The sequence below is a fragment of the Methylomonas sp. 2F7 genome (assembly GCF_057126975.1).
Map to the genome: position 1 here is coordinate 48,161 of NZ_CP195203.1, position 25,274 is coordinate 73,434.

A 25,274-nucleotide genomic window follows, 5' to 3' on the forward strand; every position below is an offset into this window, starting at 1 on the left:
GGATGATTAGGATAATAAATGCATGGCGGCGTTGACCCGGTTTTGGGCTTTTTTCAACACCATCAAGGAAAAGTCAGGGTTCAGTTTACCGTGATTTAGTTTGCTGTAAGACGGAATCGAGTTGATATAAGGCAGATCCCGGGCATTGCCGGAACCGAAATAGCTGTGCAATTTGGCGAGGATGACGATGTCGGTCATCGTTAGTTCCGGGCCGCTGTCGTACAGCCAGTTTTCTGCTTGATGCGGAATGTTGCCCAGTTGTTCGGGAAATCCGAGGGTATGTAGCATCAGCACTCCGACCGGGCCGCGTAAATAGGGCAGCGCGGTTTTTAGTTCCTGAAAGCTGGGGCCGCCGTCGGGAAATTGTTCGGCAAAATGCAGTAAGGGAATCGCGCCGATGTCGGCAATCAAACCGCCCAGCAGGGCGTCCTCCGGGTTGATGTTGCTGCACTCCTGTGCCAACACGAAGCTTAAACTTGAGACATATAGGCTGTTTTTCCATAATGTCTGCATGCCTTTCATGAGTTCCGGGTCGGTGCAGCTGAATAATTGTTTCATACTGATGCCCATCACCAGATTCCGCGTCGCATTCAGGCCGATGCGGGCTACCGCGTCATGGCAATTGTTGATCGGTATTTCTGTGGCATACAAGGGGCTGTTCGCCACCTGGATTAATTTTGCCACGATAGGCGGGTCCAGTTGAATAATGTCAGCGGCCCCACGGATACCGATGTCCTTTTGCACCGCATCTTTCAGTTTCAGTGCTACGTCAGGTAAGGAGGGCAGGCGGAGTTTGTTTTCCCGATAGGCTTGGGCGAAGCTGTTGAAGAAGCGGCTGCCGTTAATCGGTCCCGGCAGTTGAATATCGACCAGTTCCACGCAATTGGCGCTTTCCTGACTTTTATCCGTCCACAAACGGTTGAGTTGGATAGGGATTTCCAAAATGCGCACATCGCTGAGCGCCGTGGCGGTAGCGCCGCAACGGCTACCGCTGTTCAGCGGCAGATTGGCTAACGTGGAATCGGCGTCGATTTGATAGCGGCTAGCACTATCCGGTTGCATAGACAGTTGTCCGGCCAACAAATACAGGACGCTGCTGGTCGGTTGCCCCAGGGTAAAAATAATCGCCCCCTTGGCGTAGGCCAAACTGAGATGCGGCAATGAGCTTAAGGCGGCGTCATCCAGATCACGCAAGGGAGCGAATTTTTTCAGTTGTGCGACTGTAAGAGTTTGCTGATGGGTGGTGTTGGGTTTGGATGCCGCGCTGTCGGTTGGCTGACTATACGGGCGTTCAGCGCCAGGTGTCACTGCTCTCGGGGTGGGCCTTTTGGCGGCGGTATTTTTTTCCAGTAGCTTGGAAAACCAGTTCATCTTATGTCCTGAAAAAGTTTATGGCCTCGGCAATTTGTTGTTTTGCGTCCTGTAGCGCTTTCAGCGACATGTCTGGCGTCAGTGCGCTATCGTCCAGTTTTTGAAAGGCCGGCAAGGTGTTGAGTGGCGGCAGTTTTTGGGTATTGGCGCCGCCGAGTTGGCTGTGAAATTTGGCTAACAAAACGACGTCATACAACTGCAAACCCTGGCCGTCGTCGAAGTACCAATTTGTGGTATTGACGGGAATTTGCTGAAAACTATCGGGGAAATGCCATTTTTTCAAAATATAGGTGCCTAACAAACCTTGCAGACAGGCGATGCTGGCCTGTAATTCTTCTTCGGTATACTTTGAAATATCAAGGCTTTCGGCAAAGGTGACGATAGGTAAAGCACCAATATTGTGAATTAACCCGGCCAGTAAGGCTTCGTCGGCGTTCACTTTTCGGGTTAGTCCGGCCAAGGTGTGGCTGAGGCTGGCAATCTGGATGCTTTGTTTCCAAAGTGTCTGAATAATGTTGTTCAATTGCCGGTTGCGGCTTCTGAACAACTGGTGCAGGCTGATGCTGGTCACCAGGTTTTGCGTGGTTTTAAACCCCAGCCTGTTCACTGCATCATGGCTACTGGTGATCGGGTTGCTGCCGCGGTAGATCGGGCTATTGGCCACCTGAATCAATTTGGAGGATATAACCGGGTCCAGGTTTAAAATTTTGACCGCATCGGCGATGCTGATGTCTTTTTGCAAGGCGCTGCGCAAACGCAAGGCAACATCCGGTAGGCTGGGCACATGCAGATTGTCGGCTCTGAACGCATCGCAAAAGCTGTCGAAAAAAAAGCTGTCTCGCAGCTTGGGCGGAATGCTCTCCGGGTTGATCAGCGGATTGTTGACGGGTTTGCTGCTGTGCTGCAAGTTGGACAGCGGCATGTAGATGATTTGGGTCGGTGATTTGGCAATCGCGCTGAAGGCGTGTTCGCCGGATGTTGCCAGCGGATAACAGGCTTTAAAAGTATCGGCTTCGACCGTATAACCGGCGCCATTATTCGCTTCCAGATAGACGTTGCCGGTGTACAGATAGCTTAATTGTTCGGCCTCGGCGCCGCGGTTAAATATGATGTCGCCGGGGTTGAAGTTCCGCATGGTCACCGGTATTGCCAACAAGTCCGCCGCCGGCAAGTCTCCCAGCGGGATGAGCTTTTGCAGGTAGCTCAAGGGCAATTGGTTGACGGTTGCTGCGGGGGGCGTGCTCTCTGTCGGCGTTTTGTCCGGTGATTTTTTTAAAAATTTCCAGATCATGCGGCTAGGACGAAAAGATGCTCAATGCTTCGTGAATTTTAGTTTTGGCATCGTGCAAGATTGCCAGCGTATTTTCCGGAGACAAAGAGAAGTTTTTCAATTTGGCCGCGGCGGGGATGGCGGTAATCGCCGGCAGATCGGCGGTGGCTTTTTTGCCGATCAGGGCATGGAGTCTGGACAGGACCACTATATCGGTCACCGTCAAGGTATCGCCGCTGTTTTGAAACCAGTCGCTGGACGACTTGGCCACGTCGATGAATTCTTCGGCAAAATCCCATTCTTTCAACACCACTGCGCCGACCGGGCCTTTGATGATGGGCATGGCTTCCATGATTTCGGCGTCGTTATGGTATTCGGGGGGTAAGTTGGCGGTAAAACTCAGAAAGGGAATCACGCCGATGTCGCAGACCAATCCGGCCAGTAAGGCATTCTCAGGATTTTGCTGCATGCTGTGGCTGGCTAGCACATGGCACAGGCCGGACAGATAAAGGCTTTGCTTCCACAGATCTTCCAAATGATTTTTAATCAGCGGCGATTTGCTTTTGAAAATCTGCTTCATACTCAGCGCCGTTACCAGGTTGCGCGTGGCATTCAAGCCGATACGCACGACAGCGTCTTTGCAGTTTTTCGCTGGTACGTTGGTCAGATATAACGGGCAATTGGCGACTTCGATCAATTTCGCGGAGATGGCAGGGTCCAGTTGGATGATTTTGACGGCTTCGTCGATGTTGACATCTTTTTGGATGGCTTTGCGTAAATTGATCGCCACTTCGGGTAATGAGGGGATTTCTATCTCGTGGTCGTTATTTTCGAAGTGTTCGACGAATAAGCTCAATAGCCGATTGTGATGCAACTCTTCCGGGATAGATAGTTTGCCGTGGTCTTGGCGACTCGGCGTCAGCATGATTTTCAGGGATACCCGCAACAGGTCTATCTCGGTTTTGGCGGTCGCGGTGGCGGTGTGCTTGATACCGCTGCATATCGGGAATTTGGCTTGTGCGCTGCCTGCCGATATTTCATAGCTTTTGCCGTTGTGGTCGGCCAGGATCACTGTGCCGCGCAACAAATACATTGCGCAAGTCGCCTGCTGATTGACGCTGAACAAGGTGCTGCCGGCTGGCAGGGTTTCGACGTGATTTTCAGTGGCGAAAGTTTGTAATATCTCGTCGCTTAAATTCCTGATGGGGAATAACTGTTTTAGAGTTTCCGGCGTAATGCGTTGCCCACCGCTCTGCGGTTTGCCTTTAGCTTGGGATTTTTCAAAAAAAGCTCTAATTCCACTCATAGTATTCCAGTAAACGTTAATTGCGGGCGGTTTGGGGAGATTGTTACCATGGACATCGCCCCGGTCAATAATTTCATCCGTTCGTGTTGTGCAATTCTCTTTCGGCGTTTAACAGGCCAATTACGGGCGATGTGTGCGGACGCACGCCTCGCCAAATAAAGAACGCTTCGGCGGCCTGCTCTACCAACATGCCCAAGCCGTCCAGGCTGTGCGCGGCGTTATTCGCCAAGCCCCATGTCACAAATGCGGTGGCTTGGTTGGCATAAGCCAGATCGTAGCAACTACCGCCCGCTTTCAACAGCGCGGCGGGCAAGGGCGGCAAATCGCCGCTGAGGCTGGCCGACGTGGCGTTGATGATCAAATCGAATTGGCGATCTATAAGATTAGCGTAATCGCAAGCTTGCACCTCGCCTAGTTCCGCGAAATCCTCGGCAATAGCTTGGGCTTTGCCCGCATTGCGATTGACGATGACCAATGTCGATGGCCGTTGTTCCAGTAGGGGAGGGACGATGCCGCGTGTGGCGCCTCCTGCCCCTAGAATCAAAATCTTGGCGTCCTTCAGCGTGATGGCATGGTTTATTGTTAAGTCGTTAAGCAAGCCGATGCCGTCGGTGTTGTCGCCCAAAATGCTGTCATCCGCTTGGCGGACTAAGGTGTTGACGGCTTTTGCTTGACGAGCGCGCTCTGTCAGTTGGTCGGCATATTGCCAAGCCAGTTCCTTGAGCGGGACGGTGCAATTCAGGCCTTTGCCGCCTTCGGTGAAAAAATGGGTGGTAGCCGCTGCAAAAGTTTCCGCAGGGACCTCCTGGGCGACGTAGTCCATGAGTTGGCCGGTTTGCTCGGCAAATAATTTATGGATGCGCGGTGATTTACTGTGGCTGATCGGCTGGCCGAATACCGCGTAATTATCAATTTTCATCATCGGTACTGTATTTGCTGCGCCAATATTCCCAGAGGAAGGTGCAGGCTGTCACCAGCACACCCAGTCCTATACTGATAGGCATAAAATTCTCAAAATAGGCGACGATCAGCGCGCAGGTCGCGAGGAAAAAGCCGAGTAAGCTGTATTGCCAGCCGATGCGTATGCCATCCAGCATCGTCGCCAGGGCCAGGATCAACAAAATCACCAAGCTGGCGCTTCTGTCGGACAACTCTTCGGATTTGTTAAGTAATGCGGCTGCAATCACGACTACCAGAGTGTGCAACCAATGTAGGCCCTGTGCTTTAACGATGTCGCCAAAGTCGTTGTCGTTGGTTCTGGTTTGTAGCCAGGACACGAAAATAGATAGCATGCCAAACACGATCACCATGAATAGCCAGTAGCCATAGCCATCGTGTGGGTTGAATTCGGTGATAGCGATGCCAAGCAGCGACAAAACAACCAGCAGGATAAATACCGCCTGTTCCAGGCCGAAGTAACGTCGGCGCTGTTCAGGCGGTTCGTCGGTCGAGTTGTTGTCATCGAAATCTAAGTCTTCGTTCATGCCGAGTCCATTTGTGTAGTTGTTATTGTTGTTTTAGCCACTGGGCAGCGGATTTCGCGTAGTAAGTCAGTATGGCGTCGCAGCCGGCCCGCTTGAATGCCAGCAGGGATTCCATCACCACTTGTTGTTCATTTAGCCAGCCGTTTTGCGATGCCGCTTTCAGCATCGCATATTCGCCGCTGACCTGATAGGCAAAGGTCGGTACGCCGAATTGATCCTTGGCGCGGCGGATGATGTCCAAATAGGGCATGCCGGGTTTGACCATGATCATATCGGCGCCTTCGCGTAAATCGAGCGCAATTTCCCGTAACGCTTCATCGGAATTGGCCGGATCCATTTGATAGCTGTATTTATTGCCGCCGCCGAGATTACCCGCTGAGCCAACCGCATCGCGGAACGGGCCGTAGAAGCTGGAGGCGTATTTTGCCGAATAGGCCAGAATTCGGGTGTTGCTATGACCATGCGACTCCAGGGCGGTTCTGATTGCACCGATGCGGCCGTCCATCATGTCGGAAGGGGCGACGATGTCGGCGCCGGCTTCGGCATGCGACAAGGCCTGTTTGCAGAGAGCTTCGACAGTTTCGTCGTTGACGACGTAGCCTTGGCCGTTCAGCAATCCATCCTGGCCGTGTGAGGTAAAAGGGTCTAGCGCCACATCGGTGATTACGCCCAATTCCGGCAGAGTATCTTTCAAAGCCCGAACGCAACGTTGTGCCAGGCCGTCAGGGTTATAAGCTTCTTCCGCGCTTAAGGATTTTTTGTCTGGATCGGTCACCGGGAATAGGGCAATGGCGGGTATGCCCAGATTTAATAAGGTTTCGGCTTCGCGTAGCACCAGGTCGATGGATAATCTATTGACGCCCGGCATTGAAGCGACAGGTTCTTGTTTATTATTGCCCTCGATAACAAATAGCGGGCAGATTAAGTCGTCGCTGCTTAAGCGATTTTCCCGCATCAACCGTCGGGAAAATGCCTGATAACGCATCCGGCGCATCCGGGTGGCCGGGAAAAAGTCGTTAGGGTATGACATCTCTTCCATAGTAATATAGTGGGGTACTTGCCGGCCCCGTGGGCTGGCTAGAATCTGGAGCCGGTTTAGTGCTTCGGCCTTTATTTTAGCAGTGTATCGAATGAAGGCGGTTGAAATTAGCCGGCGATACTTTTTTGAGATGGTTTTTATGAATATCAAACGTCATATGCATTTTATATTTGTAGTGGTTTTTAGCTTGTTTGCCGGCATGTTTTTGTCTTTGCCTGCTGCCGCGGCTGATCTGAGCGAGCCGCAACGCACTATTGAGGAGGCGTCCAACAAGTTGAAGCAACGCTTGCAGGATCCTGCCTTTCCGCATGATTTCCAAAAAATCAATGCCTTCGTCCAGGAAGTGATTTATCCAAATGTGGATTTCGATCTGATTTCTTCGCTGGTGTTGGGGAAAATGTGGAAGGACGCTTCGCCGGCCGAAAAAGAAAGCTTTAAAAAAGAGTTTCAGGTGTTATTGATCAGGACCTATTCCCGAGCTTTCTTTGAATTTAAAGATTGGTCCGTGCGATTTTTGCCGATCACCCCGGAAGAAGATGAAAGAAAAGTCCTGATTAAAACCGAAGTGCTGCAACCCGGTTTGCAGCCTATCGCTGTTAACTATCGGATGCTGAACGTCAAAGGCCAATGGAAAGCTTACGACATCATGATCGAAGGCGTAAGTTTGGTGACCAACTATCGCACCAGCTTCAAAAACGAAGTGGAGCGCACCGGTTCGTTGCAAGAGGTTATCAACCAATTGGCCAAGCGCAATACCGAAGCGTTAAACAGCAAGAATAATTCATAAGCTTTTCCCCTCTTAGTGTTCCCGGTTGTGCCGTTCAGGGCAGCCGGGAATGATCATCAGTATGCAATCCGTTAAAGATTCTCTTTACGCCAGTCCGCTGGGCGAAATCAGAGCATTTACCTTCGACGACGCTGTCGTCAAAGTCTTTCCGGACATGATTCAGCGCTCGGTTCCCGGTTACAGCACTATCATCTCGGCGATCGGTTTATTGGCGGCGCGCTTTGCCAAGGAAGATAGTGTTTGCTACGACTTGGGGTGTTCGTTGGGTGCTGCAACCTTAGCTATGCACCAGCAAATCACTACTAAGAATTGCCGAATCGTTGCTGTGGATTATTCCGCCGCAATGGTCGAGCAATGTCGGAAAAATCTGTCGGTTGCCTCCGAAGGAGCCGAGATAGAAATCATATGTGCGGATATTCGCGACATGCCGATTAGCAATGCCTCGGTGGTTGTGCTGAATTTTACCTTGCAGTTTATCCCGTTGGCTGATCGGCAGGCTTTTTTGACCACGGTCTATCGCGGTTTGTTGCCGGGCGGGATTTTGATTTTGTCCGAAAAGCTGGCGTTCGACGATGCTCGACAGCAGGCTTTGCAGATTGATATGCATCATTTATTTAAAAAAGCCCAAGGCTATAGCGAGCTGGAAATTAGCCAAAAGCGCAGCGCTTTGGAGAATGTGTTGATGCCGGAAACCTTTGCTGCGCATCAACAGCGCTTGAAAGCGGCGGGTTTTGCCAGCGCGGAAGTTTGGTTTCAGTATTTCAACTTCGCTTCGATGATTGCATTGAAATGACGCTATACCAAGGTCTTTATCAAGCATTGGCGGCGGCCGGCGACGAAGTCTGGGTAAACCGTTTGCCTGAGCAATTGGCGGCGGCTTTTGCGGATTCGTCGCATGGCGATCTAAGGCGCTGGCAACAGGCGGTAGAGAATTTGCCGGACTTGATGCCGTCCAGTGTCGATTTGTTGGAGAGTGTCAGAATAGGTCAGGCAGAGGATATTTCCGAAGAGGTGCGGGCCGGTTTGCGCGAACAATTGATGCAGTTGCATCCTTGGCGGAAAGGGCCTTATCGGATATTTGGCATCGACATCGATACCGAATGGCGCTCGGATTGGAAATGGGATAGGGTGAAAGAACAGATTGCACCACTACGGAATCGACTGGTTTTGGATGTCGGGTGTGGCAATGGTTATCATTGTTGGCGCACGCTCGGTGCGGGAGCGAGACTGGTGGTTGGCATTGACCCTACTTTGCTCAGCGTGATGCAGTTTCAGGCTATCCGTAAGCTGCACGGCGAAGCGCCGATTTATCTGTTGCCGCTGGGGATAGAAGATGTGCCGCCCAACATGGGGTTGTTCGATACGGTGTTTTCGATGGGGGTGTTGTATCACCGTCGCTCGCCTATCGATCATTTGCTGGAATTAAAGGGCTGTTTGCGTTCGGGCGGCGAATTGATTTTGGAGACTCTGGTGGTTGAAGGCAATTCGGAACAAGTGTTGGTGCCGGAGGGGCGTTATGCGCAAATGCGCAATGTGTGGTTTTTACCTAGCTGCGCAGCTTTGATGTTATGGATGCGTCGTTGCGGGTTTAAAAATATTCGCCTAGCGGATGTTTCCAAAACCTCTCTTGAGGAGCAGCGCAGTACCGAATGGATGCGGTTTCATTCCTTGGCAGATTTTCTCGATCCGCATTCTCCGGATGTGACTTGCGAAGGCTTGCCGGCGCCGGTTCGGGCTGTGATTGTGGCTAGCGTCGATTAATCAGTGGATTTTTGTTTTTGAATTGTAAAATTGAAAGAAAGGGCTAAGATTGCCTAGCTCACAAGATCAGCTGATTTTTCATGCGCTGATTAGTCCGGGCGTTCTTTATTTATCTTACAGTCGGAGAAAATCCATGAAAAAGTTATTTATGCTTTTAATGCTGTGTTCTTTTGTCGTTTTGGCCGATCCTATCAATATCAACCAAGCCGATGCTGACACTATTGCCAAGACGCTGACCGGCATAGGTCCGAAGAAGGCCGAGGCCGTGGTCCAATACAGGAAAGAGCATGGTGATTTTAAATCATTGAAAGATCTGGAAAATGTGCCGGGAATTGGTGAGAAAACCATCCAGCAGAATGAAAAGAATATCTTGATTGGCGATCCAGCCCCCGCTACTGCCGTGAAAGCCGATAAGCCAGAGAAGCCGGAAAAACTCCAAGAAGCCAAAAAATCAAAATAAGGCGACTGAGTTGGCGTGCTTGGTATTGGCTCGCCAACTCATTGAGTCTGTTTTGTCTGAAATGCGCGCTCGTATTTATTCGACGTCCGGGTAGTTTAGCCAAATGTCGAGCCGTTCCAGCCCCAAAAATCAGCCGGACAGTTACTGAACTCGATATAAATCCGATCTTGAGGGATTGAAAGCCGGGTATTGAGCAATTGGCATATTGATGCGGACAAGCTTTTGGCTTGGCTGCTGCTCAGGCCAATGCTCTTGCATTCCAGATATGCCAAGGGCGATGTGTTGCCGGCAAACAGCATGGCGTTGTGTTCCTCAATACTAATCATGACGTAGCGCTCCGGCTTGCCTGTCTCTTTGGACACTAGTTGCGATAGTTCGCCTAGCAATTTTGATTTCAGTTCCGTGTCGAGCGTTGAATTGGTGTTCAATTTTAAAAAAGGCATGATTAGTCTCCTGTTTTTTGGGGCTAGATTGTCGGCCAGCGTTGAATGATCCGGTATTCAACACCATCCGAACCTGAGCAGGATTCTACCAAGCAGAAGCCGTTTGACCGCCAAAGAATGGGGGCGAAATCGAGATCGATTGCCGAATTAGCCTTTTTAACTAAAGTGACATGCGGCTTGAACGGTCTGTTTTCGATGGGTATGCCTTGTTGTTCGGCTATGCGGGCCAAGTTTTCGTTCAATATCGACACGCTTTGATCGAATTGACAGGCAGTCAGGCATAGTACGGCAGGTTTTTTCCAGAAACTCAGGCGGTCAAAACTCAACGTTATCGGCGGCGATGGCAGTTTTCCCGCTTCCCCGGTGATTACGGCCTGTTGTTCTGGAGAAATTCTCCCTAAAAACAACACGGTGACATGTAAATTTGCTTCTTTAACAGGTTTTCCGGTCCGGTTTAGTTTGTTGATTAACGCCGCGCATTGTTGTCTGGCGTTTTGTTCCGGCCATAAGGCAAAAAAGAGACGTTTCAAGCTGTCCTTCTCCGGTTGTTGTTAGATGGAGGTATGACTTTTTCATATTTTCGATGGTAGGCAAAATACTGCGATTTGGGTGCCGAGAGCTGGCGATCAGGCTAAAGGATGCTGTTCAATTGCTGCGAGGATAGGCAATTCGCCAAAAAAAAATCAAGATTTATCAGCTCGTAAGCGGTGAATCCTAAAATGGAAATTGAATTTTGCTCGGCTTGCCTGTGGGTTTGTTCAGCTTTAGGTTCCGTCGCGGAATTGTCTAGTAACAATTTGTCCGCATAACCTATAGACTGCGCGTAGTTGCTAAGCATTGACATATATCCCATTTCTACCTTACAGTTACAAATGCATCACACGTACGTGACAAGCCTAGCGGGTTGTGGCAATTTGCAAGAATCGGCTATTACTAAAAATTAAAACTTTCGGAGCACATCACATGGCAAGACCATTAATTCAAATGGCGTTGGATTCACTGGATTTCAACCAAACAGTTGCATTGGCAGATCAAGTAGCACCCTATGTCGACATTTTTGAAATCGGCACTCCTTGCATTAAATACAACGGTATCAACTTGGTTAAAGAACTGAGACAACGTTACCCGGACAAATTGTTGTTGGTTGACTTGAAAACCATGGACGCTGGCGAATACGAAGCCGGCGCTTTCTATGCTGCTGGCGCGGATATCTGCACCGTATTGGGCGTATCCGGTTTGGCCACTATCGCAGGCGTTATCAAGGCTGCGAAAAAACATGGCGCTGAAACTCAAATCGACTTGATCAACGTTGCCGACAAAGCAGACTGCGCTAGAGAGTCCGTTAAATTGGGCGCGCAAATCGTTGGTATTCACACAGGTCTGGACGCGCAAGCAGCCGGTCACACACCGTTTACTGATCTGAACGACATCGCTCGTTTGGGCTTGAATGTGCGTATCTCTGTTGCCGGCGGTATCAAACAAGCGACTGTACAACAAGTCGTTGAAGCTGGCGCTAACATCATCGTTGTTGGTGCAGCTATTTACGGTGCTCCTTCACCTGCTGAAGCAGCTCGTGAAATCCGTGAATTGGTTGACGCAGCGGCGGTATAAGTCATGCATCAGCAGTTAATTATTGACAAAATCTCAGGGATTCTGGAAGCGACACCCGACTCGCATGACAAAACCTTGGTGGACATGCTGGATCAGGCTAAGCGCATTTTTATATCGGGCGCTGGCCGTTCAAAGCTAGTCGGCAATTTCTTTGCTATGCGTTTGATGCATGGCGGCTATGACGTTAGCGTTGTCGGTGAAATTGTTACGCCAAGCATCAAAGCTGGCGATTTGTTGATCATTATTTCCGGCTCCGGTGAAACCGAGCAGTTGATTGCCTTTACCAAAAAAGCCAAAGAAGTCGGCGCAAAGATTGTGTTGATTTCGGCTAAGGACGATTCAACGATTGGCGACATGGCTGATGTCACTTTGCAAATCGGCAGATCCGAACAATACGGTAAAGTCAAAGGCATGCCTATGGGTACTGTGTTTGAATTATCTACCTTGTTTTTCCTGGAAGCGACAATTTCGCATGTAATCCACGATAAAGGTATTGCAGAAGAAGAAATGAGATCAAGACACGCCAATTTGGAATAACTTAGCGTGTGAACCTGTGGCCGGAGCAATTCGGTCACGGGTTTTTTACATTACATTCGGGTGTCAAGGCGATACCGATTCCAGCAGTCTGAATGAACGAGAGTGTGGTTTTGGTCTTCCTTGTATTTACCAGCCTCAGCCAGAGTGATGTTTGAGTAATCAAATGTCGCAACTAAAATAACAAAATAAAAAGGAGACCAACATGCCTTCGCGCCGAGACTTAGCGAACGCCATCCGCGCACTTAGCATGGACGCCGTACAGAAAGCCAACTCCGGGCACCCCGGTGCACCGATGGGGATGGCCGACATCGCAGAAGTATTGTGGAACGATTTTCTGCAACACAACCCCAGCAACCCTAAATGGCCCAACCGCGACCGCTTCATCCTGTCCAACGGCCACGGCTCTATGCTGATTTATTCCTTGTTGCACTTGGCCGGCTACAATTTGCCGATCGAAGAACTGAAACAGTTCCGTCAACTGCACTCGCAAACCCCAGGTCATCCTGAATACGGTTACACCGACGGCGTCGAAACCACTACCGGTCCTTTGGGCCAAGGCATCACCAATGCCGTCGGTTTCGCTTTAGCGGAACGTACACTGGCCGGCCAATTCAACCGTCCGGGCCACGACATCGTCGACCACCACACCTACGTATTCCTGGGTGACGGTTGCTTGATGGAGGGTATCTCCCACGAAGCCTGCTCCCTGGCCGGCTCCATGAAGCTGGGCAAACTGATCGCCTTCTACGACGACAACAACATCTCCATCGACGGCGAAGTCCGCGGTCATGGCAACGTCGCCGGCTGGTTCCTGGACGACACGCCCAAACGTTTCGAAGCCTACGGCTGGCACGTCATTCCTAAAGTGGATGGCCACGATGCCGACGCCGTCAAAGCTGCCATTGAAGCCGCGAAAAAAGTCACCGACAAACCGAGCATTATCTGCTGCCAAACCACCATCGGTTTCGGTTCGCCGAACAAACAAGGCAAAGAAGAATGCCACGGTGCGGCCTTAGGTGAAGCGGAAATCGCCCTGACCCGTGAAAACCTGGGTTGGCCGCATGCGCCGTTCGACATTCCTGCCGACATCAAAGCCGGTTGGGATGCTAATGCCAAAGGTGCCCAACTGGAAAGCGCCTGGAACGCCAAATTTGCTGCCTACAAAGCCGCACATCCGGAATTGGCAGCCGAATTCGAACGTCGGGTCATCAAAAATGAACTGCCGGCCGATTGGGCGGATAAATCCAACGCCTTCATCGCCGCTGTCAACGAAAAAGGCGAAACCATCGCCAGCCGTAAAGCGTCGCAAAACACCCTGAACGGCTTTGGCCCCTTGTTGCCCGAACTGCTGGGCGGCTCTGCCGACTTGGCCGGCTCCAACCTGACCCTGTGGTCCGGCTGCAAAGACGTCAACCAACCGGGCTTCGATGGCAACTACGTCTACTACGGTGTGCGTGAATTCGGTATGTCCGCCATCATGAACGGCATCACCCTGCACGGTGGCTTCAAACCCTACGGCGCTACCTTCCTGATGTTCAGTGAATACGCCCGTAACGCCCTGCGCATGGCCGCGTTGATGAAAATCCCGACCATCTTTGTGTACACCCACGACTCCATTGGTCTGGGCGAAGACGGTCCGACTCACCAACCCGTCGAACAAACCGCCACCCTGCGCATGATTCCGAACATGCAGGTCTGGCGCCCTTGCGACGCCGTCGAGTCGGCTGTGTGCTGGAAAGCCGCGATTGAGCGTCAAGATGGACCAAGCACCCTGATCTTTTCCCGGCAAAACCTGGCGCACATGGCGCGCAGCCAAGCCCAGATTGACGGCATCAGTAAAGGTGGCTACATCCTGAAAGACAGTGCCGGTACCCCGGATGCCATCATCATTGCCACCGGCTCTGAAGTGGAATTGGCGGTTAAAGCCGCTGAAGCGCTGGAAGCCAGAGGCAAAAACATCCGCGTGGTGTCCTTGCCATCGACCAATGTCTTTGAAGCGCAAGACCAAGCGTACAAAGACAGCGTATTGCCACCGAGTGTGACCAAGCGCGTGGTAGTAGAAGCGGGAGTAACCGACAGCTGGTGGAAATACGCCGGCAGCGCGGGTAGAGTCGTAGGATTGGACCGTTTCGGCGAATCGGCCCCGGCAGGTCAACTCTTCAAAGAGTTCGGCTTTACCGTGGACAATGTCGTCGCTAATGTGGAAGCCGTTCTTTAATTTTGTAAACTTAGGTGAGGCTTGGGTTAAATGACCGAAGCCTCACGTTTCTAACAGCATAGGTGATAGACGTGAAAAGAAATGAATTAACGAAAGGCGTGATGGCAGCTCTAATGCTGACCAGTTCCTTAGCTATGGCGGGATCGGATTATCCGGCGGCTGATTATCAGCCAAAGGTGCTCTATACCAATCCTGAATATAACGACAGCAAATCGGCGCCAGTTGCTACTCCAGCACCAGCGGCGAAACCTGCTGCAAAAGAAGTTGAAGCGGATCCAGCTTTCCCTGCAACGAATTTTCAACCTAAAGTGTTATACAGCGATGCTGAGTATAAGCACAGCGCAGCAGCACCAAGTGCATCTAAATCGTCAAGCTCATCTGCCTCCACAACTTCTGCGGAAGCAGCGGTAGATGTTATACAAACGGAAAAAGCTGCGTCCTCAGATTTTTCCTACATTGGCTTGGTTTTGCTGGCGGTAGCAGGATTTTTTATTTACAACAAAAAATCGCCTAAAAGTGCCAAAGGTTCTTCAGCTAATGATTACCAAGTTGCATCTGGTGCAACCGGCGTGGAAAAGTATTTGGAAAAGATGGGTGCGAATAAAACCGGTGTTGCCAAATACTTGGAAAAACAAGATTCCAATCCTGCTACAGGCGTTGCTAAATACATGGCAAAGCAAATCGTAAGAGATCGGGAAGCTGCCGCTGCGAAAGCGACTGGCGTGGAAAAGTATTTACGTGATAAAGCTTAATAGCATCTGATTTATGATGCTGATCGCGGGAACTTAAGGGTTAAGCGTTAACTCTTATCCGGCAGATTTAAATGATCGCCACTTCGTATGTTTTAAAGCGTTTGTTTCGGCTTTGAATATATGCCAAGTGGCGATTCAGTCTTATCAAATTATCTAAAAATAGAGTTTCATCACCAGGGACTCTTTTGCAATCAATCTCCTGCAAGAATTGCTGAACATCTTTTACTTGTAAAGCTCGGTTCAAACGAGGGGGAAAAATTAACAACACATCTGAGGATAATCCTATGGCAAAAAATTTACTCGAACAACTCCGCGAAATGACTGTTGTTGTTGCCGACACCGGTGACATTCAAGCGATTGAAACATTTAAACCACGCGATGCGACCACTAATCCATCATTGATTACCGCTGCCGCGCAAATGCCGCAGTATCAAGGTATCGTTGATGATACGTTGAAAGGTGCAAGAGCAACCTTGGGTGCTGCCGCCGCTGCCGCGGATGTCGTTTCTTTGGCATTTGACCGTTTGGCGGTATCTTTTGGCCTAAAAATACTGGAAATCATCGAGGGTCGTGTATCAACCGAAGTAGATGCGCGCTTATCTTTCGATACTGAAGGAACCATTGCCAAAGGCCGGGACCTGATTAAACAATACGAAGCCGCCGGTATTTCTAAAGAGCGCGTGCTGATCAAAATTGCTGCAACATGGGAAGGTATCCAAGCTGCTGCTGTATTGGAAAAAGAAGGCATTCACACCAACCTGACGTTGTTGTTTGGCTTGCATCAAGCGATTGCTTGCGCAGAAAACGGCATCACACTGATTTCGCCATTCGTCGGTCGCATTCTGGATTGGTACAAAAAAGACACCGGCCGCGACTCTTATGCCCCGACTGAAGATCCAGGGGTATTGTCAGTAACTGAAATCTACAACTACTACAAAAAGTTCGGTTACAAAACCGAAGTAATGGGTGCAAGTTTCAGAAACATCGGTGAAATTACCGAACTGGCCGGTAGTGATTTGTTGACTATTGCTCCATCGCTGTTGGCTGAACTGCAATCCGTTGAAGGTGACCTGCCGCGTAAACTGGATCCTGCTAATGCAGCGAACGCCGCAATCGAAAAAATCACTGTCGATAAAGCAACTTTTGAGCGGATGCACGAAGAAAACCGTATGGCCAAAGAAAAATTGGCTGAAGGCATCGACGGCTTCGCCAAAGCTTTGGAAGCTTTGGAAAAATTGTTGTCAGAGCGTTTGGCTAGTTTGGAAGCTTAAAAAGATAGCTGGCAGCGAGTTGTTCTTGTTGCCAGTGTTCCATTACGAATTTCTCGGGTTGCCTGTTTATTGAGCAACCCGATTTCTAAGCAGGATTTATGGCATGTCTCAAAAAATATTAGATGTTGTTAAGCCCGGTGTCGTAACCGGTGAAGATGTACAAAAAATCTTTGCAATTTGCAAAGAAAATAAATTTGCTTTACCTGCTGTGAACGTGATCAGCACCGATACGATCAACTCGGTATTGGAAGCAGCGGCGAAAGTAAGGTCGCCGGTTGTGATTCAGTTCTCCAATGGTGGTGCGGCATTTGTTGCCGGTAAAGGCTTGAAGTTGGAAGGGCAAGGTTGTTCAATTGTTGGTGCGATCTCTGGCGCTCATCACGTGCATGCTTTGGCTGAGCATTATGGCGTCCCTGTTATTTTACATACCGACCATGCGGCGAAAAAATTGTTGCCATGGGTTGATGGCATGTTGGATGCGGGTGAAAAGCACTTTGCTGCAACCGGCAAGCCATTGTTCAGCTCGCACATGCTGGATCTTTCCGAAGAAAGCTTGCAAGAAAACATTGAAATCTGCGGTAAATATCTGGAGCGCATGTCCAAAATGGGTATGACTCTTGAAATCGAACTGGGTTGTACCGGCGGCGAGGAAGACGGTGTCGACAACAGCGGTATGGATCATTCTGCGTTGTATACCCAGCCGGAAGATGTTGCTTACGCTTACGAGCAACTGAGCAAAATCAGCCACAGATTCACTATTGCTGCGTCGTTCGGTAATGTTCATGGTGTTTACTCTCCGGGCAACGTTAAATTGACGCCGACAATTTTGGCTAACTCGCAAAAATACGTTTCAGAAAAATTCGGCTTGCCGCAAAACTCATTGAACTTCGTGTTCCATGGTGGATCCGGCTCTTCTCCAGAAGAGATTAAAGAATCTATCAGCTACGGCGTCGTTAAAATGAACATCGATACCGACACTCAATGGGCATCTTGGGCCGGTGTGATGGAGTTTTACAAGAAAAACGAAGCTTATTTGCAAGGCCAAATCGGTAACCCGGAAGGTGCTGATAAGCCGAACAAAAAATACTATGACCCACGGGTTTGGCAACGTGCCGGCCAAGTTGGCATGGTGACTCGTTTAGAGCAAGCCTTCCAAGAATTAAACGCCGTTAATTCGCTGTAATATCTTGATAAAACTGCAAAGGCCATGAGGTCTTTGCAGTCCTTTCTGTAAAACATTCACAATCTGAGTCAAAAATTTGACTTAGGAGCTACAATTCTTCCAGGTATATTTTGCATACCTGAACTCCGCTTTATGCCTAACTGCTTTCAAGTGACGGCTATACTATTATTCTAAAACGATGTTTTTTCTTGTATGATCAAATCCAGCTGTTTTTAGGGCTGTGGTCTGATTGAACTTGAGTATTTTGGCGCGTATTGTGCTGTAAAAATTTAAAAGGTGGAAAATGGCAGAAGCCCATGGGAAAGACGAAGGTAAGAAGTCTTCCAAGAAAATAATCATAATAATCGCCGCGGTTATATTGATTTTGGCTGGCGCAGGAGGTGGGGCTTATTTCTTTCTGAATAAGCCAGCTGACGCCGAGCATAAAGAAGAAGGTGATGCCAAGCACGGCAAGGAGGAGCACAAGGAAGAAGCCGCGCATGAAGAAGAAGCCGACCATGAAAAAGTCGCTGAGCCTGATGTTTATTATGATTTACCAAGTCCCTTATTGGTTAATTTTCCCGCCGGCTCTGGCGCAAAAGTGATCAGAATTTCCCTGACAATACTGATGAAAGGCGAGGCGAGTAAGGATGCAATGAAAAAACATGAGCCGATGATACGCAATAATTTGTTGATGGCCATTAGTGCGGTGGGTGCGGAAAAAGCGAAAACCTTGGAAGGAAAGCAAGAACTAAAAGCTATGATGCAGGCAGAAATTGGCAAAGTTTTGGAAAAAATGGCCGGTAAAAATACCGTTAAAGATGTGTACTTCACTGAATTTGTAATGCAATAAATGTCAACCGCCGATCTATTATCACAAGACGAAATCGATGCGTTACTGCATGGCGTGGACGACGGTGATGTCGATACAGGAGTTGATGATGACTATAGTCGGGGCACGGCTAGAGTCTACGATTTTAATAGTCAGGAACGGATTGTCCGGGGGCGGATGCCCACCTTGGAAATGGTCAATGAGCGTTTTGCTCGCCATTTCCGGATAGCGTTATTTAATTTTTTAAGGCGCGCTGCGGAAATCTCCGTTTCCGGGATTCAGGTACAGAAGTTTTCTGAATTCATTCAGGGCTTATTCGTACCCACAAATTTGAATGTTATTCGGATGTCGCCTTTACGCGGCCGGGCATTAATCGTAATGGAACCGCGTTTGGTTTTTACCGCTGTCGATAACTTTTTCGGCGGTGGCGGTCAGTTTTATAACAAGGTTGAGGGCAGGGAGTTTACCCCAACCGAAATGCGCATTATTCGGCTGATTATCGATATGATTTTCAAGGATTTGGCTGAAGCCTGGAAGCCGGTAATGGATATCGACTTTGAATATATCAATTCGGAAGTGAATCCGCAGTTTGCTAACATCGTCAGTCCTTCGGAAATAGTGGTGATTTCCACTATCCATGTGGAGTTGGAAGGCGGCGGCGGCGATATCAATATCGCGATGCCTTATTCCATGATTGAGCCGATTAGAGAGTTGCTGGATGCGGTAACCAGCGACCGAGGTGAGGTCGATGGCCGTTGGCAAGATTCGCTAAGAGTCGAAATTATGCGTAGCGAAGTGATCGTCAACAGTAAACTGATAGAAAAAGAAATGTCTATCAGTGAAGTGATTGAACTTAAAAAGGGCGACGTGATTCCTATAGAAATGCCGGAAACCGTATTACTCGAAGTTGAAGACGTACCGGTTTTTCGAGGCAAATTGGGTCTTTCGGATGGTAACTACGCCATCGAAATTACAGAAAAAATGACGCTGGATAATATTTAACAGCAGGGAAGGATAAGCATGAGTGAAAACGACGAAATCGGCGACGACTGGGCCGCAGCGATGAGCGAGCAAGCCGATGCTGAAGCTGATTGGGGCGACGCGCTGAAGGAACAAGCAAACGCCGCCAAGAGCTCTCAGCAAGGTTTTGCCGCCGCCGAGTTCCCCGAGTTTAGCGAGCAAAAATCCAGAAATAACGGTCCTAGCAATGATGAAGTCAAACTGGACGTCATTCTCGATGTGCCGGTGACGGTGTCGCTGGAGATCGGTCGAACCAAAATCAATATTCGAAATTTGTTGCAGCTAAACCAGGGCTCAGTTGTGGAGTTGGATCGTTTTGCAGGCGAACCGATGGATGTGCTGGTGAATGGTACTTTAGTCGCTCACGGCGAAGTAGTGGTGGTCAACGACAAGTTTGGTATTCGGCTGACCGACATTATCAGTCCGTCGGAACGGGTCAGAAAGCTAGGCTGATGTCTTTATCTCGCTTGGCTACCCAAATTATTTCGGTATTAATTGCACCTGCTGTATGGGCTGACGAAACCGCTGCGTTGCCCAGGCAGACCGCGAAAGTAGTGACTTCCGGAGATGTCGCACAATGGCTGTTGGCATTGTTATTGGTATTGGCGCTATTTTTTCTGTCGGTGTGGCTATTACGTAAAAGCGGTAGTTTGGCTTTTGTCGGTAAAAGTCAGCTAGCGGTGTTGGCCGGATTGTCGTTGGGTATGCGCGAAAAATTGGTGTTGGTTAAAGTCGGTGAGAAACAGCTACTGTTAGGTGTTAGTAGCGGACGTATCGATAAACTGCTTGAGCTCGAAGGCGACCAGCGCTTGTTTATGAATAGCGCAGAGGGGCAGGAAACCAGCGTATTTGCCAAGAAATTGCTGCAAGTCATGCAAGGTAAGCACCATGATTAAGTTGATTTTTTCGTGCCTGATGATCAGCTTACTGTTTTTACCGGAAGTTGTTTACGCCGCAGTAGGCATAGATGCCATTACGGTGACCAGCAACCCTAAAGGCGGCGAAACCTACACGGTCACCATCCAGATTTTAGCGTTGATGACGATGCTGACCTTGTTGCCGGCATTGTTATTATCCATGACTTCGTTTACTCGCATCATGATCGTACTGGGCCTGCTGCGCCAAGCCATAGGTGCCGCGCAAGCGCCAAGCAATCAAGTGTTATTGGGGCTATCGCTATTTCTAACTATTTTCATCATGATGCCAGTGTTAGAAAAGGTTAATGAAACTGCTGTGCAGCCTTATATGGAAGAAAAAATTGACGCCGTAACTGCGTTGCAAAATGCCTCGGAGCCGTTCAAACAGTTCATGCTCAAGCAAACCCGCGAGGCGGATTTGGATACCTTTGTGCGGATTTCCGGCCGCGAGCAAATCGATAAACCGGAAGATGTGCCGTTTTCCTTGTTGGTGCCGGCTTATGTGACCAGTGAGTTGAAAACTGCTTTTCAGATAGGTTTCCTGATTTTTCTGCCGTTCCTGGTCATCGATCTGGTGGTAGCCAGTGTATTGATGTCCATGGGTATGATGATGCTGTCGCCGATGATCGTCTCGTTGCCGTTCAAGATTATGTTGTTTGTGCTGGCGGACGGGTGGACCATGGTGATGGAAATGCTGGCAGCCAGCTTTTACGTATAGGCCAAGCCGATGATGACACCGGAAACCATCTCGGCAATAGCCCAGGACACCGTATTGATTTCCTTAAAATTAATGGGGCCCATCTTGATTGCATCCTTGGTTGTTGGTTTGCTGGTGTCCATGTTTCAGGCCGCAACCTCGATTCAAGAACAGACTCTGACCTTTATCCCCAAGCTGGCGACTATTATCGCGGTATTGATGATAGCCGGTCCCGGCATGTTGCAAATGCTCATCGATTATTTCCAAGATTTGATGCGCGATATTCCTACGCTAATAGGATGAACTTCGGCGAAGACGAGTTACTGCGGTATCTTGCTTCGTTTGTCTGGCCATTCTTTCGCATCAGTTCCATGTTTATCACCGTGCCGGTTTTTAGCGTCAAAGCGGTGCCGGCCAAAGTAAGATTAATCGCCAGCCTATTGATTACCTGGGTAATTATGCCGACTTTGCCGGCGATGCCGGACATTGAAATGTTTGGCTACCAAGGGTTTCTGGTGGCGGTACAGCAGGTTGCCTTGGGCCTGACCACTGGATTTATCCTACAGATGGTTTTTTCCATAATGTTGTTTGCCGGACAGACTATCGCTTACAGCATGGGTTTGGGTTTTGCATCCATGGTCGATCCGGCAACTGGGGTGCAGGTGCCGGTGATTGCCCAATTATTTGTAATTAGCGGCAGCTTGTTATTTCTCGCGGTGGATGGTCATTTATTGCTGATCGAGATGTTGGCGCAAAGCTTCCATACTTTGCCGGTGGGTAGTATCGGTATGGATAAGACTGACTTGTGGCGGGTAATCAGTTGGAGCAGTCTGATATTTGCTGACGGCCTGCTGCTGGCCATGCCGGTGATGGCGACATTGTTATTCGTCAACATCAGTTTCGGCGTTGCGTCAAAAGCGGCGCCGCAGTTACAGATATTCGGTGTCGGTTTCCCAATCACCATCATGCTGGGTATGGGCTTAATCTGGATTGGCCTGCCGACCATGCTGGAAGGCTTTAGCGATATGCTGCACAACGGCTTCGCGCTGGTCGGTGCATTGTTGAGGTTGCAATAAATGGCAGAAGATTCCGGTCAAGATAAAACCGAAGACCCCACCGGTAAGCGACTTACCGATTCACGTAAAAAAGGCCAGGTTCCGCGGTCCAAGGAACTCAACACCTTTGTAACATTGATTACCAGTTCGGCGCTATTTTTCTATTTCGGGCAAGGTATGTGGCGTAGCATGCTGGAGATGATGAGGCATCCCTTGCAGTTGTCGCGGGAGGCTGTGTTCGATCCGGCGACGCCTTTGATTTATTTGAAGGCGGCGTTTGCCGAAGGTTTGTGGGTAATTCTGCCGTTTTTGGTGGTATTGGTGGTTGCCGATTTGGCTGCGGCGATGATGTTGGGCGGTTGGAACTTTACCAGCGAAGCCTTCGAGGTGAAGTTTTCCAAGCTGAATCCGCTGACCGGGATAAAAAAAATCATCGGAATTCAAGGCTTGGTCGAACTGGTCAAGGCCATCATCAAAACCATACTGGTTGCGATTGTCTCCTGGAATTTGTTCAAACTGTACTTCGACGATTTTATGGGTTTGAGCCGCTTGCCCCTCGATCAAGCCATCCATCATGTCGGCGATATTATTTCCTTCTGTTTGGTGATTTTAAGCGCTACCTTTTTGCTGTTGGTGATGCTGGATGCGCCCTATCAATTGTGGAATCACCAGCGCCAATTGAAAATGACCAAGCAGGAGGTTCGCGATGAAGCCAAGGATCAAGAGGGTAATCCGGAAGTTAAAGGCAAAATTCGCAGGATGCAGATGGAGGCCGCACAACGGCGGATGATGGATGCAGTGCCTAGTGCCGATGTCATCGTCACCAACCCCACCCATTTCGCGGTAGCCTTAAAATATGATCAGAGCGGCAATGGCGCGCCCTTGCTGGTTGCCAAAGGTACCGATTTGGTAGCCGCGCAGATTCGGCAACTGGCAATGGCCTCGCAAGTACCCTTGGTCGCAGCCCCTTCGCTGGCGAGAGCTTTATATTATTCCACCGACCTGAATCAGGAAATACCGCGCGGCTTATTCTTAGCGGTCGCCCAAGTATTGGCCTACGTTTTTCAATTACGGGCTTCGACGCAATACGGCTGGAACAAACCGGTTCCACCCACCGATGTGCAAGTACCCGACGACTTTAAGCAATAGCCCGGTATCGAACTGAATTATGGATTTTACGAAACTACTCAACGCACTGAAAGCATTGACCGGCTTGGGCTTGGGTGCGCCACTGTTGATTGTGATGTTGCTGGCATTGTTGATCTTGCCGCTGCCGCCGTTTGTGCTGGATTTGTTTTTTACCTTCAATATTGCGTTCTCGCTGATTATCCTGCTGGTGGTGATTTACACCCTCAAACCGTTGGAGTTTGCGTCCTTCCCCACTGTGATTTTGGTGGCAACCTTGTTGCGGCTGTCCTTGAACGTGGCTTCCACCCGGGTGGTGTTGATTCGCGGCCATGAGGGTGGGGATGCCGCCGGCAAAGTGATCGAAGCCTTCGGTTCGTTCGTCATCGGCGGCAATTTTGCGGTGGGTATCGTAGTGTTTGCGATTTTGGTTGTCATCAATTTTATGGTGGTAACCAAAGGTGCCGGACGGGTAGCGGAGGTGAGCGCCCGTTTTACCTTGGACGCGATGCCGGGCAAGCAGATGGCTATCGACGCCGATTTGAATTCCGGGTTGATCAACCAAGATGAAGCTCGTGCCCGCCGCGAAGAAGTGGCTGCCGAAGCCGATTTTTACGGATCGATGGATGGCGCCAGTAAATTCGTGCGCGGCGACGCGGTAGCGGGCATCATCATTTTGTTCGTAAACATGATAGGCGGCTTGGCGATAGGCGTGGGCCAGCACGGCATGAGCTTCGCCGATGCCGCCAATGTGTATGTGTTACTGACCATCGGCGACGGATTGGTGGCGCAGATTCCATCGCTATTATTATCGGTCGCTGCCGCGATGGTGGTCACTCGGGTTCGCGGCAGCAAGCAGGACATCGGCAAGCAGTTGAGTTCGCAACTGTTCGAAGATCCGCGCACGCTGCTGGTCACTGCGGCGGTTATGGGCATCTTAGGCATCATTCCCGGCATGCCGAATCTAGTGTTCATCTTGCTGGCGTTGACACTGGTCGGCGGTGCTTATCTTATCGACAGACGCCGTAAGCTGGAGGAAGAAAAAGCCCTGGAAATGGAACGCATCGTCTCGCCGCAACAGCTGGCGAAAACCGAGATCAAGGAATTAGGCTGGGACGATGTGATGCCGGTCGATGCGATTGGTCTGGAAGTGGGGTATCGCTTGATTCCGCTAGTAGATAGAAATCAGGGAGGGCAATTAATGACGCGCATCAAGGGCGTGCGCAAGAAATTGTCGCAAGAGCTGGGGTTTCTAATTCCTTCGGTGCATATTCGGGACAACCTGGATTTGTCGCCTACCGAATACCGGATTTCCTTGATGGGGGTGAGCGTCGGCGAAGCCAATATCATGCCCGAGAAAGAAATGGCGATTAACCCAGGCCGGGTGTTCGGCACATTGCAAGGCGCGCCTTGTAAAGACCCGGCTTTTGGCTTGGATGCTATCTGGATCGATGCCAATCAAAAAGACCAGGCGCAAACTCTGGGTTACACGGTAGTCGATCCCAGCACCGTGGTTGCCACGCATCTCAGTCATATTCTGCAAAGCAATGCGCACGAATTGTTTGGTTACGAAGAGGCGCAGCAGTTACTGGATAATTTGTCCAAAGTGGCACCGAAGCTGGTCGAGGATCTGGTACCGAAAACCTTGCCCTTGGGTATTTTGGTGAAGGTTTTACAAAATTTGCTGCAAGAGCGGGTTTCGATTCGCGATTTACGGACCATCGCCGAAACTTTGGCGGAGTACGGGGTGAAGAGTCAAGATCCGGACATCTTGACTTCGGCGGTACGGGCGGCCTTGGGGCGCTCAATTGTCCATGAAATCAATGGCGTACAGACGGAAATCCCGGTTATTACGCTCGATCCAGGGTTGGAACAGATATTGCATAGGTCATTGCAGACGGCGGGCGAAGGTGGTGCGGGTTTAGAGCCTGGCTTGGCCGAGCAGATGCACAAATCCCTGGAGGAAAGTGCGCAAAGGATGGAAATGGAAGGACAAACCGCAGTATTGTTGGTGTCCTCTTATATCCGCCCCTGGTTGGCTCGCTTCGTTCGTCATTCGATATCCGGCTTACATGTGCTGGCCTATAATGAAATCCCGCAAGATCGGCAGATCCGAGTGGTTTCCACAGTGGGACAGCGTGGACAATAAAACAGAG

Annotated in this window: 27 protein-coding genes; 19 read left to right on the forward strand and 8 right to left on the reverse strand. The window is 49.9% G+C overall.

Annotated features, from left to right (window positions below; genetic code table 11):
• Window positions 1-6: 6 nt before the first annotated feature.
• The 6 genes from ACR64Q_RS00200 to hemB form a co-directional block, all read right to left on the reverse strand.
• A complete protein-coding gene (locus tag ACR64Q_RS00200) occupies window positions 7-1,371 on the reverse strand; it encodes an HDOD domain-containing protein (RefSeq protein WP_313733210.1) in 1,365 nt (454 codons plus the stop codon).
• A 1-nt stretch (window position 1,372) separates the two neighbouring features.
• Complete coding sequence (locus ACR64Q_RS00205) at window positions 1,373-2,662, reverse strand: HDOD domain-containing protein (protein ID WP_313733211.1); 1,290 nt, start codon at window positions 2,660-2,662, stop codon at window positions 1,373-1,375.
• Window positions 2,663-2,666: 4 nt separating this feature from the next.
• Window positions 2,667-3,947: an HDOD domain-containing protein gene (locus ACR64Q_RS00210; RefSeq protein ID WP_026603032.1), complete on the reverse strand. Its 1,281-nt coding sequence runs from the start codon at window positions 3,945-3,947 to the stop codon at window positions 2,667-2,669.
• Window positions 3,948-4,020: 73 nt separating this feature from the next.
• Window positions 4,021-4,869: a shikimate dehydrogenase gene (aroE, locus tag ACR64Q_RS00215; RefSeq protein WP_313733212.1), complete on the reverse strand. Its 849-nt coding sequence runs from the start codon at window positions 4,867-4,869 to the stop codon at window positions 4,021-4,023.
• Window positions 4,856-5,431, reverse strand: coding sequence for a hypothetical protein (locus ACR64Q_RS00220; RefSeq protein ID WP_313733213.1), 576 nt, complete (start codon window positions 5,429-5,431; stop codon window positions 4,856-4,858). Before ACR64Q_RS00220 ends, aroE begins: the two co-directional genes overlap by 14 nt.
• A 22-nt stretch (window positions 5,432-5,453) precedes the next feature.
• Window positions 5,454-6,470, reverse strand: a complete 1,017-nt coding sequence (hemB, locus tag ACR64Q_RS00225; protein WP_313733214.1) for a porphobilinogen synthase — start codon at window positions 6,468-6,470, stop codon at window positions 5,454-5,456.
• Between the two features lie 139 nt (window positions 6,471-6,609).
• On the opposite strand from hemB, the gene ACR64Q_RS00230 reads away from it, so the two are divergent.
• The 4 genes from ACR64Q_RS00230 to ACR64Q_RS00245 all read left to right on the forward strand — a co-directional run bounded on the left by ACR64Q_RS00230 (window position 6,610) and on the right by ACR64Q_RS00245 (window position 9,478).
• Complete coding sequence (locus ACR64Q_RS00230; RefSeq protein ID WP_231499629.1) at window positions 6,610-7,257, forward strand: MlaC/ttg2D family ABC transporter substrate-binding protein; 648 nt, start codon at window positions 6,610-6,612, stop codon at window positions 7,255-7,257.
• Window positions 7,258-7,318: 61 nt separating this feature from the next.
• Complete coding sequence (cmoA, locus tag ACR64Q_RS00235; protein WP_313733216.1) at window positions 7,319-8,050, forward strand: carboxy-S-adenosyl-L-methionine synthase CmoA; 732 nt, start codon at window positions 7,319-7,321, stop codon at window positions 8,048-8,050.
• Window positions 8,047-9,018: a tRNA 5-methoxyuridine(34)/uridine 5-oxyacetic acid(34) synthase CmoB gene (gene cmoB, locus ACR64Q_RS00240; protein WP_313733217.1), complete on the forward strand. Its 972-nt coding sequence runs from the start codon at window positions 8,047-8,049 to the stop codon at window positions 9,016-9,018. Before cmoA ends, cmoB begins: the two co-directional genes overlap by 4 nt.
• 133 nt (window positions 9,019-9,151) lie before the next feature.
• Complete coding sequence (locus ACR64Q_RS00245) at window positions 9,152-9,478, forward strand: ComEA family DNA-binding protein (RefSeq protein WP_026603038.1); 327 nt, start codon at window positions 9,152-9,154, stop codon at window positions 9,476-9,478.
• Window positions 9,479-9,573: 95 nt separating this feature from the next.
• On the opposite strand, the gene ACR64Q_RS00250 is transcribed toward ACR64Q_RS00245, so the two are convergent.
• Window positions 9,574-9,921 carry a phenylpyruvate tautomerase MIF-related protein gene (locus tag ACR64Q_RS00250; RefSeq protein WP_026603039.1) on the reverse strand — a complete coding sequence of 116 codons (348 nt, stop codon included), beginning with the start codon at window positions 9,919-9,921 and terminating at the stop codon, window positions 9,574-9,576.
• A gap of 23 nt (window positions 9,922-9,944) precedes the next feature.
• Window positions 9,945-10,451 (reverse strand): RNA 2',3'-cyclic phosphodiesterase, encoded by a 507-nt coding sequence (thpR, locus tag ACR64Q_RS00255; RefSeq protein WP_026603040.1) that lies wholly within the window; start codon window positions 10,449-10,451, stop codon window positions 9,945-9,947.
• A 433-nt stretch (window positions 10,452-10,884) separates the two neighbouring features.
• Between thpR and hxlA the strand changes: the two genes are divergently transcribed.
• The 15 genes from hxlA to flhA all read left to right on the forward strand — a co-directional run bounded on the left by hxlA (window position 10,885) and on the right by flhA (window position 25,267).
• A complete protein-coding gene (gene hxlA / locus ACR64Q_RS00260) occupies window positions 10,885-11,532 on the forward strand; it encodes a 3-hexulose-6-phosphate synthase (protein WP_033159179.1) in 648 nt (215 codons plus the stop codon).
• Between the two features lie 3 nt (window positions 11,533-11,535).
• Window positions 11,536-12,069 carry a 6-phospho-3-hexuloisomerase gene (hxlB, locus tag ACR64Q_RS00265; protein WP_020483686.1) on the forward strand — a complete coding sequence of 178 codons (534 nt, stop codon included), beginning with the start codon at window positions 11,536-11,538 and terminating at the stop codon, window positions 12,067-12,069.
• Between the two features lie 202 nt (window positions 12,070-12,271).
• Window positions 12,272-14,287 carry a transketolase gene (gene tkt, locus ACR64Q_RS00270; RefSeq protein WP_026603043.1) on the forward strand — a complete coding sequence of 672 codons (2,016 nt, stop codon included), beginning with the start codon at window positions 12,272-12,274 and terminating at the stop codon, window positions 14,285-14,287.
• Window positions 14,288-14,358: 71 nt separating this feature from the next.
• The gene (locus ACR64Q_RS00275; protein WP_313733220.1) at window positions 14,359-15,039 is read left to right on the forward strand and encodes a hypothetical protein; all 681 of its coding nucleotides are present in this window, start codon (window positions 14,359-14,361) and stop codon (window positions 15,037-15,039) included.
• 284 nt (window positions 15,040-15,323) lie between these two features.
• Window positions 15,324-16,310 (forward strand): transaldolase, encoded by a 987-nt coding sequence (locus ACR64Q_RS00280; protein ID WP_020483683.1) that lies wholly within the window; start codon window positions 15,324-15,326, stop codon window positions 16,308-16,310.
• Window positions 16,311-16,413: 103 nt separating this feature from the next.
• Window positions 16,414-17,493, forward strand: a complete 1,080-nt coding sequence (gene fbaA, locus ACR64Q_RS00285) for a class II fructose-bisphosphate aldolase (protein ID WP_020483682.1) — start codon at window positions 16,414-16,416, stop codon at window positions 17,491-17,493.
• Window positions 17,494-17,776: 283 nt separating this feature from the next.
• Window positions 17,777-18,325, forward strand: a complete 549-nt coding sequence (locus tag ACR64Q_RS00290) for a flagellar basal body-associated FliL family protein (protein WP_026603044.1) — start codon at window positions 17,777-17,779, stop codon at window positions 18,323-18,325.
• Window positions 18,326-19,306, forward strand: coding sequence for a flagellar motor switch protein FliM (fliM, locus tag ACR64Q_RS00295; protein WP_020483680.1), 981 nt, complete (start codon window positions 18,326-18,328; stop codon window positions 19,304-19,306).
• 18 nt (window positions 19,307-19,324) lie between these two features.
• On the forward strand, window positions 19,325-19,777 hold the full coding sequence (gene fliN / locus ACR64Q_RS00300) for a flagellar motor switch protein FliN (RefSeq protein ID WP_409521148.1): 453 nt from the start codon (window positions 19,325-19,327) through the stop codon (window positions 19,775-19,777).
• Window positions 19,777-20,220: a flagellar biosynthetic protein FliO gene (gene fliO, locus ACR64Q_RS00305; protein ID WP_026603046.1), complete on the forward strand. Its 444-nt coding sequence runs from the start codon at window positions 19,777-19,779 to the stop codon at window positions 20,218-20,220. The genes fliN and fliO overlap by 1 nt, the downstream gene beginning before the upstream one ends.
• 19 nt (window positions 20,221-20,239) lie before the next feature.
• On the forward strand, window positions 20,240-20,959 hold the full coding sequence (gene fliP, locus ACR64Q_RS00310; protein ID WP_409521203.1) for a flagellar type III secretion system pore protein FliP: 720 nt from the start codon (window positions 20,240-20,242) through the stop codon (window positions 20,957-20,959).
• Window positions 20,960-20,968: 9 nt separating this feature from the next.
• Entirely contained in the window at window positions 20,969-21,241 is a 273-nt protein-coding gene (gene fliQ / locus ACR64Q_RS00315) for a flagellar biosynthesis protein FliQ (protein ID WP_020483676.1), read from the forward strand.
• Complete coding sequence (gene fliR / locus ACR64Q_RS00320) at window positions 21,238-22,014, forward strand: flagellar biosynthetic protein FliR (RefSeq protein WP_026603048.1); 777 nt, start codon at window positions 21,238-21,240, stop codon at window positions 22,012-22,014. The genes fliQ and fliR overlap by 4 nt, the downstream gene beginning before the upstream one ends.
• Window positions 22,015-23,142 (forward strand): flagellar biosynthesis protein FlhB, encoded by a 1,128-nt coding sequence (gene flhB / locus ACR64Q_RS00325; RefSeq protein WP_026603049.1) that lies wholly within the window; start codon window positions 22,015-22,017, stop codon window positions 23,140-23,142.
• Window positions 23,143-23,161: 19 nt separating this feature from the next.
• The gene (gene flhA / locus ACR64Q_RS00330) at window positions 23,162-25,267 is read left to right on the forward strand and encodes a flagellar biosynthesis protein FlhA (RefSeq protein ID WP_026603050.1); all 2,106 of its coding nucleotides are present in this window, start codon (window positions 23,162-23,164) and stop codon (window positions 25,265-25,267) included.
• The last annotated feature ends 7 nt before the right edge of the window (window positions 25,268-25,274 follow it).